This is a genomic window from Mycobacterium mantenii, assembly GCF_001667865.1.
In the GTDB taxonomy this organism is placed as follows: Bacteria; Actinomycetota; Actinomycetes; order Mycobacteriales; family Mycobacteriaceae; genus Mycobacterium; species Mycobacterium mantenii_A.
The window spans coordinates 58,955-76,619 of the sequence record NZ_LZJP01000110.1 but is presented as its reverse complement, the minus strand read 5'-3'; the positions used below and the strand labels follow the sequence as shown (position 1 = coordinate 76,619).

At 67.4% G+C, this 17,665-nt stretch carries 17 protein-coding genes; 10 read left to right on the top strand and 7 right to left on the bottom strand.

What is annotated here, in order from left to right:
- Window positions 1-5 precede the first annotated feature (5 nt).
- The 7 genes from nuoH to nuoN are packed head-to-tail and all read left to right on the top strand — an operon-like array spanning window position 6 to window position 8,065.
- The gene (gene nuoH / locus A5688_RS21010) at window positions 6-1,277 is read left to right on the top strand and encodes an NADH-quinone oxidoreductase subunit NuoH (RefSeq protein WP_165606896.1); all 1,272 of its coding nucleotides are present in this window, start codon (window positions 6-8) and stop codon (window positions 1,275-1,277) included.
- A complete protein-coding gene (nuoI, locus tag A5688_RS21005) occupies window positions 1,270-1,815 on the top strand; it encodes an NADH-quinone oxidoreductase subunit NuoI (RefSeq protein ID WP_067830826.1) in 546 nt (181 codons plus the stop codon). Before nuoH ends, nuoI begins: the two co-directional genes overlap by 8 nt.
- A 26-nt stretch (window positions 1,816-1,841) precedes the next feature.
- Complete coding sequence (locus tag A5688_RS21000) at window positions 1,842-2,630, top strand: NADH-quinone oxidoreductase subunit J (RefSeq protein WP_120312290.1); 789 nt, start codon at window positions 1,842-1,844, stop codon at window positions 2,628-2,630.
- A complete protein-coding gene (gene nuoK, locus A5688_RS20995; protein ID WP_007772892.1) occupies window positions 2,627-2,926 on the top strand; it encodes an NADH-quinone oxidoreductase subunit NuoK in 300 nt (99 codons plus the stop codon). Before A5688_RS21000 ends, nuoK begins: the two co-directional genes overlap by 4 nt.
- A gap of 10 nt (window positions 2,927-2,936) precedes the next feature.
- The gene (gene nuoL / locus A5688_RS20990; protein ID WP_067910463.1) at window positions 2,937-4,823 is read left to right on the top strand and encodes an NADH-quinone oxidoreductase subunit L; all 1,887 of its coding nucleotides are present in this window, start codon (window positions 2,937-2,939) and stop codon (window positions 4,821-4,823) included.
- Between the two features lie 33 nt (window positions 4,824-4,856).
- Window positions 4,857-6,476, top strand: coding sequence for an NADH-quinone oxidoreductase subunit M (locus A5688_RS20985; RefSeq protein ID WP_165607492.1), 1,620 nt, complete (start codon window positions 4,857-4,859; stop codon window positions 6,474-6,476).
- A complete protein-coding gene (gene nuoN, locus A5688_RS20980; RefSeq protein ID WP_067910468.1) occupies window positions 6,476-8,065 on the top strand; it encodes an NADH-quinone oxidoreductase subunit NuoN in 1,590 nt (529 codons plus the stop codon). Before A5688_RS20985 ends, nuoN begins: the two co-directional genes overlap by 1 nt.
- Window positions 8,066-8,098: 33 nt before the next feature.
- Here nuoN and A5688_RS20975 read toward each other — a convergent pair whose 3' ends face one another.
- The 5 genes from A5688_RS20975 to A5688_RS20955 form a co-directional block, all read right to left on the bottom strand.
- Window positions 8,099-8,491 carry a hypothetical protein gene (locus tag A5688_RS20975; protein ID WP_242660277.1) on the bottom strand — a complete coding sequence of 131 codons (393 nt, stop codon included), beginning with the start codon at window positions 8,489-8,491 and terminating at the stop codon, window positions 8,099-8,101.
- Window positions 8,492-8,555: 64 nt separating this feature from the next.
- Window positions 8,556-9,815, bottom strand: coding sequence for a DUF58 domain-containing protein (locus tag A5688_RS20970; protein WP_067830844.1), 1,260 nt, complete (start codon window positions 9,813-9,815; stop codon window positions 8,556-8,558).
- A gap of 7 nt (window positions 9,816-9,822) precedes the next feature.
- Window positions 9,823-10,800 (bottom strand): AAA family ATPase, encoded by a 978-nt coding sequence (locus tag A5688_RS20965; protein WP_067830848.1) that lies wholly within the window; start codon window positions 10,798-10,800, stop codon window positions 9,823-9,825.
- 19 nt (window positions 10,801-10,819) lie between these two features.
- Complete coding sequence (locus tag A5688_RS20960) at window positions 10,820-11,302, bottom strand: hypothetical protein (RefSeq protein ID WP_067830851.1); 483 nt, start codon at window positions 11,300-11,302, stop codon at window positions 10,820-10,822.
- Window positions 11,299-12,246 (bottom strand): DUF4129 domain-containing protein, encoded by a 948-nt coding sequence (locus tag A5688_RS20955; RefSeq protein WP_067910474.1) that lies wholly within the window; start codon window positions 12,244-12,246, stop codon window positions 11,299-11,301. Before A5688_RS20955 ends, A5688_RS20960 begins: the two co-directional genes overlap by 4 nt.
- A gap of 176 nt (window positions 12,247-12,422) precedes the next feature.
- Between A5688_RS20955 and A5688_RS20950 the strand changes: the two genes are divergently transcribed.
- Window positions 12,423-13,808: an HNH endonuclease signature motif containing protein gene (locus A5688_RS20950; protein WP_082951116.1), complete on the top strand. Its 1,386-nt coding sequence runs from the start codon at window positions 12,423-12,425 to the stop codon at window positions 13,806-13,808.
- Window positions 13,809-13,821: 13 nt separating this feature from the next.
- Here the strand turns inward: A5688_RS20950 and A5688_RS20945 are convergent, their stop codons facing one another.
- Both A5688_RS20945 and A5688_RS20940 read right to left on the bottom strand, forming a co-directional pair.
- Window positions 13,822-14,715: an SDR family NAD(P)-dependent oxidoreductase gene (locus tag A5688_RS20945; protein ID WP_067830867.1), complete on the bottom strand. Its 894-nt coding sequence runs from the start codon at window positions 14,713-14,715 to the stop codon at window positions 13,822-13,824.
- Window positions 14,712-15,314, bottom strand: coding sequence for a TetR/AcrR family transcriptional regulator (locus tag A5688_RS20940; RefSeq protein ID WP_067830875.1), 603 nt, complete (start codon window positions 15,312-15,314; stop codon window positions 14,712-14,714). The genes A5688_RS20945 and A5688_RS20940 overlap by 4 nt, the downstream gene beginning before the upstream one ends.
- A 46-nt stretch (window positions 15,315-15,360) precedes the next feature.
- On the opposite strand from A5688_RS20940, the gene A5688_RS20935 reads away from it, so the two are divergent.
- Window positions 15,361-16,512, top strand: a complete 1,152-nt coding sequence (locus A5688_RS20935; RefSeq protein WP_067830882.1) for a phosphotransferase family protein — start codon at window positions 15,361-15,363, stop codon at window positions 16,510-16,512.
- Entirely contained in the window at window positions 16,512-17,627 is a 1,116-nt protein-coding gene (locus A5688_RS20930) for a hypothetical protein (RefSeq protein ID WP_067830887.1), read from the top strand. The genes A5688_RS20935 and A5688_RS20930 overlap by 1 nt, the downstream gene beginning before the upstream one ends.
- Window positions 17,628-17,665: the final 38 nt, after the last annotated feature.

The following is a 17,665-nucleotide window of genomic DNA, read 5'->3' as shown; positions in this document are numbered from 1 at the left end:
CGTCGCTGACCGCATTCGGGCACGACACGTGGTGGCTGGTGCTGGGCAAGGCGCTGGCGATCTTCGTGTTCCTCATGTTGAACGTGCTGGTGGCCATTCTGCTCGAACGCAAGATCCTCGGCTGGATGCAGCTGCGGCCCGGACCCAACCGCGCGGGGCCGTGGGGCGTCCTGCAGAGCCTGGCCGACGGAATCAAGTTGGCGCTCAAGGAAACCATCACCCCGGGCGGGGTCGACAAGTTCGTCTACTTCGCCGCGCCGGTCATCTCCACGATCCCGGCGTTCACCGCCTTCGCGTTCATTCCGTTCGGTCCGGTGGTGTCGGTGTTCGGCCATCGCACACCGCTGCAGCTGACCGACCTGCCGGTCGCGGTGCTGTTCATCCTGGGGCTGTCGGCGATCGGTGTGTACGGAATCGTGCTGGGCGGCTGGGCTTCCGGGTCCACCTATCCGCTGCTGGGCGGCGTGCGCTCCACCGCCCAGGTCATCTCCTACGAGGTGGCCATGGGGTTGTCGTTCGCGGCGGTCTTCCTTTACGCGGGGTCGATGTCGACGTCGCAGATCGTCGCCTCGCAGGACCGGGTCTGGTACGTGTTCCTGCTGCTGCCGTCGTTCGTGATCTACCTCATCTCGATGGTCGGCGAAACCAACCGGGCGCCTTTCGATTTGCCCGAGGCCGAGGGTGAGCTGGTCGCGGGATTCCACACCGAGTACTCGTCACTGAAGTTCGCGATGTTCATGCTGGCGGAGTACGTCAACATGATGACGGTCTCGTCGCTGGCCACCGTCCTGTTCTTCGGCGGCTGGCACGCGCCGTGGCCGATCAACATGTGGGCCGGCGCCAACACCGGCTGGTGGCCGGTGCTGTGGTTCACCGCGAAGATGTGGACCTTCCTGTTCATCTACTTCTGGCTGCGGGCCTCACTGCCCCGGCTGCGCTACGACCAGTTCATGGGGCTGGGCTGGAAGCTGCTGATCCCGGCGTCGCTGGTCTGGGTGCTGATCGCCGCCGTGATTCGCACGCTGCAGAACCAGGGATATGCGCATTGGACCCCGATCTTGGTGGCCAGCAGCATCGTGTTCGCCACAGCGCTCGTGCTGTTGCTGCGAAAGCCGTTCAGCGCACCGGGTATTCGCGCGCTGGAGAAACAGCTGCGCCGCGAGGCGAAGAAACTCCCCACCGCACCAAGCTCCACACCGGTATTCCCGACACCGCCGCTGCCGGCAACAACCCAGAAATCCCTGGCGGCGGCGAGCAAGGAGAAAGCACGTGGCTAAATTCTGGGACGCCGTAGCCGGATTCGGCGTGACGTTCGGGTCGATGTTCAAAAAGAACGTCACCGAGGAGTATCCGGAAAAGCCGGGCCCCGTCGCGCCGCGCTATCACGGCCGTCATCAACTCAACCGCTATCCGGACGGTCTGGAGAAATGCATCGGCTGCGAGTTGTGCGCGTGGGCATGCCCGGCCGACGCCATCTACGTCGAGGGCGCGGACAACACCGAGGAGCTCAGGTATTCGCCCGGGGAACGCTACGGCCGGGTCTACCAGATCAACTACCTGCGGTGCATCGGCTGCGGCCTGTGCATCGAGGCCTGCCCCACCCGCGCGCTGACCATGACCAATGACTATGAGATGGCCGACGACAACCGTGCCGACCTGATCTACGAGAAGGACCGGCTGCTGGCGCCGCTGCTGCAAGACATGCTCGCGCCGCCGCACCCCAGGACCGCCGGCGCCACCGACAAGGACTACTACCAGGGCAACGTGACCGCACACGGGTTGCGGGAAACTCAGCAGGCCGGAGATTCCCGGTGATTGGGTTGACCGGCCACGTCGTCGCCGTGGCGTCCAGTTTCACGCAAGACACCATCGTCCGTACCTCCACCGGCGAGGCGGTCGCCTTCTGGGTGCTGGGGGTCGTGGCCGTGATCGGGGCGATCGGGGTGGTAACCGCTGTGAACGCCGTGTACTCGGCGATGTTCTTGGCGATGACCATGATCATCCTGGCGGTCTTCTACATGATCCAGGACGCGCTGTTCTTGGGTGTGGTCCAGGTCGTGGTCTACACCGGCGCGGTGATGATGCTGTTCTTGTTCGTGCTGATGCTCATAGGTGTGGACTCGGCGGAATCGCTCAAGGAGACGCTGCGCGGTCAGCGCATCGCTTCAGTGGCGGTTGGTATCGGGTTCGGCATCCTGCTGATCGCCGCCATCGGCAACCTGAGCACCGGCGGATTCGCCGGCCTTACCACCGCCAACGCCAACGGCAACGTGGAAGGGCTTGCGGCGCTGATCTTCTCGCGGTACCTGTGGGCGTTCGAACTGACCAGCGCGCTGCTGATCACCGCGGCCGTCGGCGCGATGGTGCTGGCGCACCGCGAGCGGTTCGAGCGCCGCAAGACGCAGCGCGAGCTCTCCCAGGAACGGTTCCGGCAGGGCGGGCACCCGACCCCGATGCCCAGCCCCGGAGTCTACGCGCGCCACAACGCCGTCGACGTGGCCGCGTTGCTGCCGGACGGTTCGTACTCGAAGCTTTCGGTGTCGCCGATGCTGCAAAGCCGCGGCGCCGACGGCAAGAAGACCCCGTCCTCTGAGCCGAGCCCGAGTCTCTCCCAAGGCGGTACGTCGTGAATCCGGCCAATTACCTGTACCTTTCGGCGCTGCTGTTCACCATCGGGGCCTCCGGTGTGTTGTTGCGCCGCAACGCCATCGTGATGTTCATGTGCGTCGAGTTGATGCTCAACGCCGTCAACCTGGCGTTCGTCACGTTCGCGCGGATGCACGGCCACCTGGACGGGCAGATGATCGCGTTCTTCACGATGGTGGTCGCCGCCTGCGAAGTGGTCATCGGCCTGGCCATCATCATGACCATCTTCCGTACCCGCAAATCGGCGTCCGTCGACGACGCGAATCTACTCAAAGGCTGACGACGCCAACATGACTCAATACACTCCGCTGCTGGTGGCGCTGCCATTGGCGGGCGCCGCAATCCTGCTGTTCGGCGGGCGACGCACCGACCGGTGGGGGCATTGGCTTGGCTGCGCAACCGCGCTCGCTGCGTTCGGGGTGGGCCTGAGCCTGCTCAACCAGCTGCTGAGCCGCGGCGCCGACGACCGCGTCATCCACCAGAGGCTGTTCAGCTGGATCCCCGTCGGCCAGCTCCAGGTGGACCTCGGGATGCAGATCGACCAGCTGTCGGTGTGTTTCGTGCTGCTGATCTCCGGGGTCGGGTCGCTGATCCACATCTATTCGGTCGCCTACATGGCCGAAGACCCGGACCGCCGAAGGTTTTTCGGCTACCTCAACCTGTTTTTGGCCTCGATGCTGCTGCTCGTCGTCGCCGACAACTACGTGGTGCTCTACGTCGGCTGGGAAGGCGTGGGCCTGGCGTCCTACCTGCTGATCGGGTTCTGGTACCACAAGCCGACGGCGGCCACCGCGGCCAAGAAGGCGTTCGTGATGAACCGGGTCGGCGACGCCGGGCTGGCCCTGGGAATGTTCTTGATGTTCAGCACTTTCGGCACCCTGTCCTATGCCGGGGTCTTCGCCGGTGCGCCCGCGGCCGGTCACGGCGCGCTGACCGCGATGGGATTGCTGCTGCTGCTGGGCGCCTGCGCCAAGTCCGCGCAGGTCCCGCTGCAGGCCTGGTTGGGTGACGCCATGGAGGGCCCCACCCCGGTGTCCGCGCTGATCCACGCCGCCACCATGGTGACCGCCGGGGTGTATCTGATCGTGCGGTCCAACCCGCTGTACAACCTGTCCCCCGATGCGCGACTGGCCGTGGTCATCGTGGGTGCGGTCACGCTGCTGCTCGGGGCGTTCATCGGCTGCGTTAAGGACGACATCAAGCGGGCGCTGGCCGCATCGACGATGAGCCAGATCGGCTACATGGTGCTGGCCGCCGGCCTCGGCCCGGCCGGCTACGCGTTCGCGATCATGCACCTGCTCACCCACGGCTTCTTCAAGGCCGGGCTGTTCCTCGGCTCCGGCGCGGTGATTCACGCGATGCACGAAGAGCAGGACATGCGCCGCTACGGCGGCCTGCGCGCGGCACTGCCCATCACGTTCGTCACCTTCGGCCTGGGATACCTGGCGATCATCGGCGTGCCGCCGTTCGCGGGCTTCTACTCCAAGGACGCCATCATCGAGGCCGCGCTCGGCACCGGCGGCGTGCGGGGTTACCTGCTCGGCGGGGCCGCGCTGCTGGGTGCCGGCGTCACCGCGTTCTACATGACGCGCGTGATGCTGATGACATTCTTCGGCAAGAAGCGCTGGGCGCCGGGCGCCCACCCGCACGAGGCGCCGGGCCTGATGACGTGGCCGATGATCCTGCTGGCCGTCGGCTCGGTGTTCTCCGGTGGCCTGCTGGCGGTGGGGGGCACCCTGCAGCGCTGGCTCGAACCCGTCGTCGGGAAACACGAAGAAGTCACCCACGCCGCGCCCGCCTGGGTCAGCACCGCGCTGGCACTTGGTGTCGTCGTCATCGGCATCGCGGTGGCCTACCGGCTGTATGCGACCAGACCCATCCCCCGGGTTGCCCCGCTGTCCGTCTCGGCGTTGACGACGGCGGTGCGCAAGGACTTCTACGGCGATGCCTTCAACGAGGAGGTGTTCATGCGCCCCGGCGCGCAACTGACTCATGCGCTCGTCGACGTCGACAACGCGGGTGTCGACGGCTCGGTCAACGCGCTGGCGGCACTGGTGAGTTCGACGTCAAATCGACTGCGGGGGCTGCAAACCGGCTTCGCCCGCAACTACGCATTGTCCATGCTGACGGGCGCGGTGCTGGTGGTCGCGCTGATCCTGGCGGTGAAACTGTGGTGAACCGCGGCGGCGAGATGAAAAGGAGCGGCGCTGGTGCATAGCGTTCCATGGCTGAGCGTGCTGTGGCTGGTGCCGCTGGCCGGCTCCGGGCTGATCATTCTGATGCCGCCCGGGCTTCGACAGCTCGCCAAGTGGACCGGTCTGGTCTTCGGCGTGCTGACCCTGGCGGTGGCCGTCGTCGTCACCGTCGGGTTCAAGACCGGCGGCGCGCCTTACCAATTCGTTGAACGCCATCAGTGGATCCCGGCGTTCGGCGCCGGCTACACCCTGGGCGTGGACGGCATCGCGGTGGTGCTGGTGCTGCTGACCGCGGTACTGATTCCGGTGCTGCAGGTGGCCGGCTGGAACGACGGGGGCGAACGCAGCCGAGGCGATGGTGACGACCTGCTGCACCCGGATTCGCCGGGCTTGCAGTCGTCACGAAGCGTGCACGCCTACGTCGCCCTGACGCTGGCCATCGAGTCGATGGTGCTGGTCTCGGTGGTTGCGCTGGACGTGTTGCTGTTCTACGTCTTCTTCGAGGCCATGCTCATCCCGATGTACTTCCTGATCGGGGGATTCGGCGGCGGGCCCGGCAGGTCGCGCGCGGCCGTGAAGTTCCTGCTGTACAACCTGTTCGGCGGGCTGATCATGCTGGCCGCGGTGATCGGGCTGTATGTGGTGACCTCGCAACACGGTTCGGGCACCTTCGACTTCCGCGAGATCGTGGCGGGCGTCGTCTCCGGCCGTTACGGCGCGGATTCCGCGGTGTTCAAGGCGCTCTTCCTGGGCTTCATGTTCGCGTTCGCGATCAAGGCCCCGCTGTGGCCGTTCCACCGCTGGCTGCCCGACGCCGCGGTCGAGGCCACCCCGGCCACCGCGGTGCTGATGATGGCGGTGATGGACAAGGTCGGCACCTTCGGCATGCTGCGTTACTGCCTGCAGCTGTTCCCGGGCGCCTCAACGTATTTCCGCCCCCTGATCGTCGTGCTGGCGGTCATCGGGGTGATCTACGGCGCGATCGTCGCCATCGGGCAGACCGACATCATGCGGCTGATCGCCTACACCTCGATCTCGCACTTCGGATTCATCATCCTCGGCATCTTCGTGATGACCAGCCAGGGGCAGAGCGGGTCGACGCTCTACATGCTCAACCACGGGCTGTCCACGGCCGCGGTCTTCCTGATCGCCGGATTCCTGATATCGCGGCACGGCAGCCGGACGATCGCCGACTACGGCGGCGTGCAGAAGGTGGCACCCGTCCTGGCCGGCACGTTCCTCGTCTCGGCCATGGCCACCCTGTCGCTGCCCGGCCTGGCGCCGTTCATCAGCGAATTCCTGGTCCTGCTGGGAACTTTCAACCGGTACTGGCTGGCCGCCGGATTCGGGGTCACCGCGCTGGTGCTCTCGGCCGTCTACATGTTGTGGCTCTACCAGCGGATGATGACCGGGCCGGTGGCCACCGGCAACGAGAAGATCGGCGATCTGCGGGCACGCGAATTGATCGTCGTCGCACCGTTGATCGCGCTGCTGCTCGTGCTCGGCATCTACCCCAAGCCCGTGCTCGACATCATCAACCCCGCCGTCGAGAACACCATGACCACCATCGGCCAGCACGACCCCGCGCCGAGCGTGCCCGTGGGCACCCCCCGGATAGCTGAAGGACGGCGATGATGACCCTCCCCACCCCAAGCATCCAGTATTTCCTGCTGTGCCCGACACTCATCGTGTTCGGCGTCGCCGTGCTGGGTGTCCTCGCAGAGGCGTTCCTGCCCAGGCGAATTCGCTACACCGCACAGGTAACGCTCGCCCTGGGTGGTTTGATCGCGGCGTTCGTCGCGGTCATCGAGGTGGCGGAGTCGATCCCGGCCTCCGGGCGCGCCGTCGTACTGGGCGCCATGGCGATCGACCGGCCGACGCTGTACCTGCAGGGCACCGTGTTGCTGGTCGCGGTGATGGCGGTCATCTTCATCGCCGAACGCACACAAGCCAAGGCCGACAGCAAGGTCTCGGTGGGGGTCGGCGCGGCCGGCGCGGGCGGCCTGGATTCCTTTACCCCGCAGGCATCGGCGGTGCCCGACAGCGATGCCGAGCGGGAGGCGGAGCGGGCCGGCGCCGCCCAGACGGAGCTGTTCCCGCTGGCGCTGCTGTCGGTCGGCGGCATGATGGTCTTTCCCGCCTCCAACGACCTGCTGACCATGTTCGTCGCGCTGGAAGTGCTGTCCCTGCCGTTGTACCTGATGTGCGGCCTGGCCCGTCATCGCCGGCTGCTGTCCCAGGAAGCGGCGATGAAGTACTTTCTGCTGGGCGCGTTTTCGTCGGCGTTCTTCCTCTACGGCGTCGCGCTGCTCTACGGCGCGACCGGCACGCTGCTGCTGACCGGCATCCGCGATGCGCTTGCCGCGCGCGGCGACACCGCGATGGCGCTGGTGGGCGTCGCGCTGCTGTCGGTCGGCCTGCTGTTCAAGGTCGGAGCCGTCCCGTTCCACTCGTGGATTCCCGACGTATACCAGGGCGCGCCCACCCCCATCACCGGGTTCATGGCGGCGGCCACCAAGGTCGCGGCTTTCGGTGCGCTGCTTCGGGTTATCTACGTGGCGCTGCCGCCGCTGCACGATCAATGGCGCCCGGTGCTGTGGACCATCTCGATCCTGACGATGGCGGTGGGCACCATCACCGCGGTGAACCAGACCGACGTCAAACGCATGCTGGCGTACTCGTCGGTCGCCCATGTCGGGTTCATCCTCACCGGGGTCATCGCGGACAACCACACGGGCCTGTCCGCCACGCTGTTCTATCTGCTGGCCTATAGCTTCAGCACCGTCGGCGCGTTCGCAATCGTCGGCCTGATCCGCGACGCCGACGGAGTCGAGGACGCTACGCTCTCGCGCTGGGCGGGCCTGGGACAGCGCTCACCCATTGTGGGCGTGATGTTTTCGATGTTCTTGTTGGCCTTCGCCGGCATCCCCCTGACCAGTGGATTCGTCAGCAAGCTCGCGGTGTTCAAGGCCGCCGCCCAGGGCGGCGCCGCGCCCCTGGTGATCGTCGGCGTGGTCGCCAGCGGGATCGCCGCCTACTTCTACGTGCGGGTGATCGTGTCGATGTTCTTCACCGAAGCGACCGAGGAAACCCCGCACGTGGTGGCGCCGGGAATCTTGAGCAAGGCCGCGATCGCGGTCTGCGCCGCGGTCACCGTCGCGTTGGGCATCTTCCCGCAGCCGCTGCTCGATCTGGCCGACCAGGCCGCCCAGCTGCTGCACTGACTGCTGCACTGACTGCTGTACCCGGATCAGCGGTCAGCTCATGAACGGCCGGATGGCCAGCAGGTAGATCAGCAATGCCCCGAGCGGGGCGACCAACGGCAACCACGGCAGCTGCAGGGGAAACGACGTCGCAACCACTCCGGCAAACGTAAACCCCACGGCGCCAACCGCGGTCGGCCAGCTGTCCAGCACCACCGCGGCGGACGCGCCGACCGCATGGCGGCAGACCAGGTAGGCGGCCGCGCACAAACCGGACAGCGCGACCAACAACAGCGGCGGGTTGGACAGCACGACGGTGACCGCCGCCAGCAGCACGGCAACCGTTGCGGCGCTGCGGAATACGATGCCCACGGCGACCGCGATCAGCGCCGGCACCCAGGCGGCAACCGCGGAGGTGTCCCAGCCGTCGGCGGCCAGCCCGACCATGAGCAGGCCGAAACCCGTCGCGAACGCGGGTGCCCAGACCCGCGCCAGCGCCCCCGCACCGCCGTCAGCCACGCAACCTCCCCCGCACCCGGCGGCGCCGATCCGGCAACACGCCCATCGACTGCTCCAAACCGCGGTCGCCCGGCCACGACACGATGTCCACACCGATGGTGGCCATGTCGCGATACATCGCCGAGCGCTGCAGCGCCCACATCCGGTCCACCAGGGGATCCTGTTCGTCTTCGAACGGCGAGCTGTCGAGAATGTCGACGGCCAACACGACATGGCCGCGTTTGCGCAAATTGATGAGGGCCAAGGCGAATTCGGTGTCGAGCAGGGTGGAGAACGCGATGACGATCGCCCCGGCGGGAACCGCCGCGCGCGGCGCCAGCGTGCCCGTGGTGCGTTCGAAGCGGTCACCGGCGTCCAGGACCGTGTCGAGCACCCGATAGAACTGGCGCTGCCCGATGTCGGCGCCCAGCCAGCGCGGGTGGTTGCCCCCGAGAGCGACGATGCCGGCCCGGTCACCGTGGCGCAACGCCGTTTGCACCACTTGCGCGGCGCCGCGGACGACGCGTTCGGTGGCCTCGGTCGCCGGACCCGCCGGCTGCCGGTACCCGTCGATCAGCACCACCACATCGGCGGCGCGGTCGGTCAACCGCTGCGTCACGTGCAGTTGGCCGCGCCGTGCACTCACCGGCCAATTCACCGCGCGGAGTTGGTCGCCGGGCACGTAGGGGCGAATGTCGGCGTATTCCACGCCCGGACCGATGTGGCGGGTCAGGTGCGCGCCCAACCGGTCGAGCAGCTCGGTCTGCGGGATGGGCGTCTGCTGCGGCGGCGTCAACGGAAACACAAACACCTCGGCGGCCCCGGCCGTGGCCGTTCCGCTGAGCAGCCCACCGCGGGCGACGACGTCGATGCGGGCCTCGATGGAATACCGGCCCCAGCGCTGCGCGGTGGCCGTCACCGTTTTCGCCTGCCCCGCATCGGATTCGGCGACCTCGAGTTCCATGCCCGCGATGTCGGGAACCGTGACCTCAACGGCCGAAGTCCTGTCTTCTTGCGTCACCCACACCCTGATGTGCGCCTGCTCGTTCTCGAAGCAACGCTGGGCGGTGGGCTCGCCGTGCACGTGGATCGTCGGGATCGGCCGCTGCCAGCTGATCGAGCACAGCACGCCGAGCAGCGGCGCCGCGAAGGCGATCAGCTGCCACTGGGCACCGATCACGGCGGCGGCCAGCCCAAACCCCGCGCAGGTGGCGATCGCTCGTGTCAATTCCGATGCATGCCAGCGGAACTCGACCGCACCACGGGACGTCACGTCGGGCTCATCCGGTCTCCCCGGCACCGGCGCCGGTTCGGGGCACCGGTAAGCGGTGCAACAACTCTCCGATGACATCGGCGCCCTGGATCTTCCGCACCCACATCTCCGGGCGCAGGGTGATGCGGTGTGAGACCGCCGCGATAGCGAGCGCCTTCACGTCCTCGGGGATGACGTAGTCGCGGCCGAGCAGCAGTGCGCGGGCGCGGGCGAGCTGCACCAGGTCGAGTTCGGCGCGTGGGCTGGCGCCCACCGCAACCTGCGGATGGTGCCGCGTGGCGTTGGCCAGGGACACAACGTAGTGCAAGACGTCTTCGTGCACGGTCACCTGCTCGACGGATTCACGCATGGCGAGTAGGTCGTGCGCATCCACCACCTGGTTGACCGTCGGTTCGGCCGAACCGCGTTCGAGGCGTCGGCGCAGCATCGAGGTCTCGTCTCGTTCGTTGAGATAACGCAGTTCCAGCCTGATCGCGAACCGGTCGAGTTGCGCCTCGGGCAGCGGATAGGTGCCCTCGTACTCGATCGGGTTGTCGGTCGCCAGCACGATGAAAGGTCTTGGCAGCTGGTGTGTTTCGCCGTCGATGCTAACTTGTCCTTCGGCCATGGCCTCCAGCAGTGCCGCTTGGGTTTTCGGCGGGGTGCGATTGATCTCGTCGGCCAGCAACAAGTTGGTGAAGATGGGGCCGGGCCGGAACGCGAAGCGGCCGGACTGCATGTCGTAGATCGTCGAGCCGAGCAGGTCCGCGGGCAACAGATCGGGCGTGAACTGCACTCGGGTGAATTGCAGCCCCAGGGCGGCGGCAAAGGATCTTGCGATCAGTGTCTTGCCCAGACCCGGCAGGTCTTCGATCAGGATGTGACCGCGCGCGAGGACGGTGGTGAGGATAAGCCGAAGCGCGGAGCGTTTGCCTACCACCACGCGTTCTATTTCGTCGAGGATCGCCTCGCAATGGGCGGTCGTGGTCGCGGCCGGCAGCGTCATGGTCGGATCGCGCCTCCTGTCATATCTGCTCGAGCTTTTGCAGAATCTCCTGCAGCGCCGCCCGGCCCGGCCCGGGTTGGTCGCCGCTGCTGCGTATCACGTTGTTGGGGTTGACCCAGTCCCACAGGTCCACGCCGAAGAGCATGCGACCGGTCGCGTGGAAGGCCGTGGGGTCCTTGGATTGCCTTTGGCCAGTTGTCATCTCGTACCGGCGGGCGAGCATCGGGCGCAGGTGCCGGTCCCAGTCGGCCCGGGTGGACTCCGACCACCGGATCGTCGTCTCGGTGGTGGAGAGCCAGCGGCGCAACGAATCCCCGAGCTCATCGGCGTCCGGTTCCGCGTCGGCATCGGGCCCGCGCGCCAGGGCACGACGAAGACTGAGCAATACCAGAGCCAGCCCAATACCGGAGGCCGCCAAGACCCACCGTCGATCGTGCTGGCTCAGCGCCAGCAGCTCTATGCCGATGATCAGGCAGATGCCCAGGCCCGTCGTCTTTTTCATACGGAACTCCGCGAACCCAATTCGTCGAGGACCACTCGAAGGACGCGCACCGCCATGTCGCGGTGGCCCTCGTTCATCACGTGGGGACTGAACCGCGCCTCGGCGAACAGATTCACCAGTTGGACGGCGTTGTCGGCGTGCAGGGCGTGGTGCTCGACCGCGCGGGCGAGAACCTCGGTCGGGGTGTCGAATTCCTGGGGAACGGCGCCGGGAACATGAGAGAGTTCACGTTCCATTGCGGCATAGCAGGCGATGATCGCCTCTCGCGGTTCGCGGCTGAGGTCAGTCATCTCGGCCAGTCCACGTTCGGCGGCCCGCGCCAGTGATTCCGAGCGCGGCGGCGGCGCCGGGGATTCCGCCGGCTCGTCGGTGACGGCGCGAACCGCCGGGCGCCAGCGCCGCCGCGCCGTGGCGACCGTCCCGACGACCAACATCACCACCATGGCGACCGTGCAGGCAAGCAGGATGCCGAGCATGTCCTGCGAGCCGCCGCGAGGACGGTGCGGATGCTGCTGCGACGCCGGAGCGGGCGGGTGCGTCGACGGCGAAGCGCCGCCGCTGTCGGGCGGGGCGGGCGCGATGCTGTGGGCCAAGAACCGGGCCAGCAGCATCACGATCAGCAGCCAGGCGACGATCACTGCGAGTCCGATCAGCAACACGCGCCAGTTCGGTCGCCCCTTGCCGGTACCGAGCATGTCGGACAATCCTGCGGCACTCGGCGCGGAGGCGCGGGGGTCTCGCAGCCGCGCGATCACGGCCACCGCGATCAAAGCAAGCGTCACGGCCAGAGCCGCGACCACGACGGCCAGGGCCGCGCGGCTGCCCGACTCGCTGCGCATGGCGTCGTGGCGAGCGGGGAGGTAGCCGCGCAGGGCGGCCGCGACCACGAGCAGCAGGACGATCAGGGCAACCACTCGCCCTGTCGGCTTGTCTATACCAGGCATTGGCACACCACTCGATTGGTTGCCTGCCGCCGATGCGGCACTGACTTTTCTCATACTTGCACGTCAGGCCGCCCCAGGGCCAGGATCGGCGTTCCGGCTTATGCACAGTCGGCGGTTCATCCACATCCTGCGTCGTTGCCCTTGGTTTCGAACGTATGTTCTATACGGTGGATCGTGTGGGTCCTCCGACGAACGCCGAACAGGCGCGAGAGCAAATGTGCTCCGCGCTCGACGCGATCGATGCGGCCCAACGGGTCCTGCGTCAGACCTCGTCGGATACGGTCGGCAACGCCTTTCGGGTCGACGTCGCCGAGCGCCTGGAAGCGCAGGACCGGGCCAACCGTGGGTTGATGTACCGGGTCTTCGGCGAAATCGCCGACCCGCCGGACGAACCGGGGTGCGCACCCGCGGTGCGCGGCATGTTGTGGGCGCGGCTTCGCATCACGCCCAGGGAAGTCGCGCGCCGCTTCCGGCTCGCGGCCCGTCTGCGGCCGCGCCGCTCGCTGAGCGGCGCACCATTGGAACCCGAGCTCTCGGCGCTGGCGGCGGCGGTGGACGCGGGAACGGTCGGTGAGGACCACATCCGCGCCGTCTGTGCGGCGGTGGACCTGCTGCCCTCCTGCGTCTCCCCCGCCGACGCGGCGGAGGCCGAGCGCACGCTGGTACGGCATGCGACCAAGCTCGACGCCGCCGTGGTCGCCAAACTGGGCCAGCGGATTGCGGACTATCTCAATCCCGATGGCCTCTTCACCGACGTCGATCGAGCGCGCCGCCGCGGTCTCCACCTGAGCGCGCAAGGGCCCGACGGGATGTCGCGGCTGACCGGTCTGCTGGACCCCGAGGCCCGGGCCTACTTCGAAGCCCTCGAAGCGGCGGTGCGGCCCGGCCGCCATCGACCCGATTGCCCCGACGGCGATCCCGCCGCGCGTGATGATCGCACGCCGGCTCAGCGCTGCCACGACGCCCTCAAACTCGGCCTCGAAATCGCCGTCACCTCAGGCGTTCTCGGGGTACACCGCGGTCATCCCGTCACCGTGATCGCCACTACCACGCTGGCCGAACTCGACCGGGCCGCACGCGCCTCGGTCGACCCGTCGATCCCGATGCCCACACCGGCGTCCACCGGCGGCGGCTCGCGCCTGCCCATGCCGGATCTGATCCGGATGGCCGCCAAGGCGATTCACTATCTGGCCGTGTTCGACGAGCACACCGGCCGGCCGCTCTATCTGGGCCGCCAGAAACGCATCGCCTCCGCGGATCAACGACTCATCTGCTACGCCCGGGACCGCGGCTGCACCCACCCCAACTGCCTCGAACCCGGCTACCACTGCGAAGTTCACCATGCCCACGAATGGGCGGACGGCGGGCGGACCGACGCGGACAACCTGTTCTTCGCCTGCGGATCCGATCACGGCGCGGTGGGCAGGGGCGAATGGCGCACCGTGGTGGACGACAACGGGCGACTCGGCTGGACCGACGGCGACCGGCCACCCGAGGTCAATCACGCACACCATCCCGACGAGCTCCTGCGCGGCGACCCCGACCCGCCTGCAGGTGGCTAGCCGGGCAGTGCGGCTAGCCCAGCGCGAAGGCCCGAAAGCTGCCGTCGAGGACCTGGAGGTGGCCGATGGTGCGACCGGTGACCTTGGCGGGATCGACCAGGGTCAATTCCACTGCCGCGCGGGCGAATTCGTCCTCCGATGCGGTGTCGTCGAAGTTGCGGGCATAGTAGGAAAGCCCCGGCGTGAGAATGGGTTTCGACGGCGAAAGCGCGTTGACCGCGATGTTGTGGTCGGTGAGATCGAATGCCGCGCACTGGGTCAGGTGCTCGAGTGCGGCCTTGGATCCGCCATACCCGGGCAACACCCCGCCGCTGCGGTCGGCGTACGGGCCATCACCGGGCAGCCGCGACGCGACCGAGGTGATGTTGATGATCGAGCCGCCACCCGCCTCGATCATGTCGGGGCACACCAGCTGCATCAGCTCGTAAGCCGCGAACACCGCGATCTCGAAATGCCGCCGATACGCGTGCAGGGGCGTGCTGACGAACCCCGGCCAGCCAGGCTTGCCGGCGGCACCCGCCGGCTTGCCATCGCCACCCGGTGGCTTGGCGGCTTTGTCGCGCGGCTGCGCGCCGGGCGCCGGTGGTCGGCCGGGTGCGGTGAAGGCCGCGTTGTTGACCAGAATCCCTATCGGGCCCAATGCCTCTCGCGCCGACTCCACCAACCGGGCGACCTGATCGCGGTCGGTCAGATCCGCCCGCACCGCCACCGCACGCCCGCCCGCCGCCTCGATGTCGGCGACCGTCTCGCCGATGGTTCCCGGCAACCGGTCATCCCATACCTCTTCGGTGCGTCCGGCGACCGCCACCGCGGCGCCCTCGGCCGCCAGGGCCAGCGCGATCGCCCGGCCCAGGCCGCGGCTTGCGCCGGTGACGATCGCGGCGCGGCCCGCAAGCCGGCCGGTCATCGCCGCACTCCGTGCACGACGATGGCCGTGGTTTGTTCCACCCACGCATCGTCGAGGTCATCTTCCGGGCGCAGCAGCATCCGCAGCATCGTCGCTCCCCCAATCAGTTCGATCAAGCGATCCGGATCCACATCGGGATGGGCCTCGCCCCGGTCGACCGCCTCACGCAGCCGCAGCCGCACCGCGGTGAACAAGTCCACGAATCGCGACATCACCCGCGCGTTGAGCGCTGGGTCGGCCGTCATGTCGGCAACCAGCCCGGGCAGCGCGGCGCGCACCACCGGGGTGGTGAACACATCACGGGTGGCCTCGATCATCATCCGCATGTCGGCGGCGATATCCCCGGCGGGCGACTCCAGCGCGGTCGGGGTAGTCGGGAAGGCCGCCTCGTGCACCAGTTCGGCCTTGCTCGACCACCGCCGGTACAGCGCGGATTTCGTGGTGCCGGCGCGCTCCGCGACGGCGGCCAGGCTGATGTTGGAATAGCCCGTTTGGACAAGCAGTTCCGCGGTCGCCGATAGGATCGCCGAATCGATACGCGGATCGCGCGGGCGGCCGGCGCCGGAGGCCTTGTCAAGGCCGGACGGGTCTGCTTTCATAACGCTACCTACAGTATCGTAATTGCCTCAACGAAGGAGGCACCTTATGGCAACAGAACCGGCGGTCGACAACGTCCAACGGCTCCAACGATCCAGCCGCGACGTCACGACGCTGCCGACGGTGATGTCACGCTGGCTTTCCACCGTACTGCCAGACGCCGCAACGCCCGAGGTGACCGTGGAAAGCGGCGTGGACTCGACCGGCATGTCGTCGGAGACCATCATCCTGACCACCCGCTGGCAACAGGACGGGCGGCCAATCGAGCAGAAGCTGGTGGCGCGGGTGGCGCCCACCGCCGAGGACGTGCAGGTCTTCCCGACCTACCGGCTCGACCACCAATTCGACGTCATCCGGAAAGTGGGCGAACTGACCGACGTGCCCGTGCCCCGGGTGCGCTGGCTGGAGAACACCGGCGACGTCCTGGGCACACCCTTCTTCGTGATGGACTACGTCGAGGGTGAGGTGCCACCCGACGTCATGCCATATACGTTCGGCGGCAACTGGTTCGCCGACGCGCCCGCCGAGCGGCAGCGCGAACTGCAGGACGCCACCGTCGGCGTACTGGCCACACTGCACTCGATTCCGGACGCGCAGAGCACATTTGGCTTCCTCACCGAGGGGCAATCCGGTGACACGGCGCTGCGCAAGCACTTCAACTGGGTGCGATCCTGGTATGACTTCGCGGTACCCGACATCGGGCGATCCTCCCTGCTGGAGCGGACCTTCGAGTGGCTGGAAGCCAACTGGCCGGCCGAGGCGGCCGCCGCCGAGCCGGTGCTGCTGTGGGGCGACGCCCGGGTCGGCAACGTGTTGTACAACGACTTCCGCCCCGTCGCGGTGCTGGACTGGGAAATGGTGACGCTGGGGCCGCGCGAGCTCGATGTGGCATGGATGATATTCGCGCACATGGTCTTTCAAGAACTCGCGGGCCTGGCAACGCTGCCGGGACTGCCCGGGGTGATGCGCGAGGAGGACGTGCGCGCCACCTACGCGCGACTGACCGGGATCGAAATCGGCGACTTGCACTGGTTTTACGTCTACTCGGGCGTGATGTGGGCGTGTGTGTTCATGCGCACCGGCGCGCGGCGGGTGCACTTCGGCGAAACCGAAAAGCCCGACGACGTCGAATCGCTGTTCTACCACGCCGGATTGATGCGACGTTTAATCGGCGAGAGCCTTATCGGAGAGGACCAGTAATGCTCGGACCGCTCGACGAGTACCCGGTACATCAGATTCCCCAGCCGATCGCGTGGCCCGGCCCCTCGGACCGCAACTTCTACGACCGCTCCTATTTCAACGCCCACGACCGCACCGGGAACATCTTCGTGATCAGCGGCATCGGCTACTACCCCAACCTCGGGGTCAAGGATGCGTTCCTGCTGATCAGGCGCGGGGATACCCAAACCGCCGTGCATGTCTCGGACGCCATCGACTCCGACCGGCTCAACCAGCACGTCAACGGTTACCGCGTCGAGGTGATCGAGCCGCTGCACAAGCTGCGGATCGTGCTGGACGAAACCGAAGGCATCGCAGCCGATCTCACCTGGACGGGGCTGTTCGACGTCGTCCAGGAACAGCCGCACGTCCTGCGTTCGGGCAACCGGGTGACGCTGGACGCGCAGCGTTTTGCGCAGCTGGGCAGCTGGAGCGGACGCCTCGTCGTCGACGGTGAGGAAATCACCGTCGACCCCAACACATGGCTGGGCAGCCGCGACCGGTCCTGGGGCATTCGTCCGATCGGCGAGGCCGAGCCCGCCGGGCGGCCCGCCGACCCGCCGTTCGAGGGCATGTGGTGGCTGTACGTACCCATGGCGTTCGACGACTTCGCGATCGTGCTGATCATCCAGGAAGAGCCCAACGGGTTCCGCTCGCTCAACGACTGCACCCGGATCTGGCGCGACGGCCGCGTCGAGCAACTGGGCTGGCCGCGAGTCAAGATCCACTACCGCTCCGGCACCCGCATCCCGACCGGCGCGACGATCGACGCCACCACCCCCGACGGGACTCCGGTTCATTTCGACGTCGAGTCCAAATTGCCCGTCCCCATTCACGTCGGTGGCGGTTACGGCGGCGACTCCGACTGGATACACGGCACCTGGAAGGGCGAAAAGTTCGCCGAGCGCCTGACGTACGACATGACCGACCCGGCGATCGTCGGCCGCGCGGGCTTCGGTGTGATCGACCATGTCGGCCGCGCGGTCTGCCGCGACGGCGACGGCGAGCCGGTCGAAGGCTGGGGCCTGTACGAACACGGCGCGCTGGGCCGGCACGACCCGTCCGGGTTCGAGGATTGGTTAACGGTTGCGCCCTAGGCATTCACACGTCGCGCCGTACCCGGACTGGCAGCCGG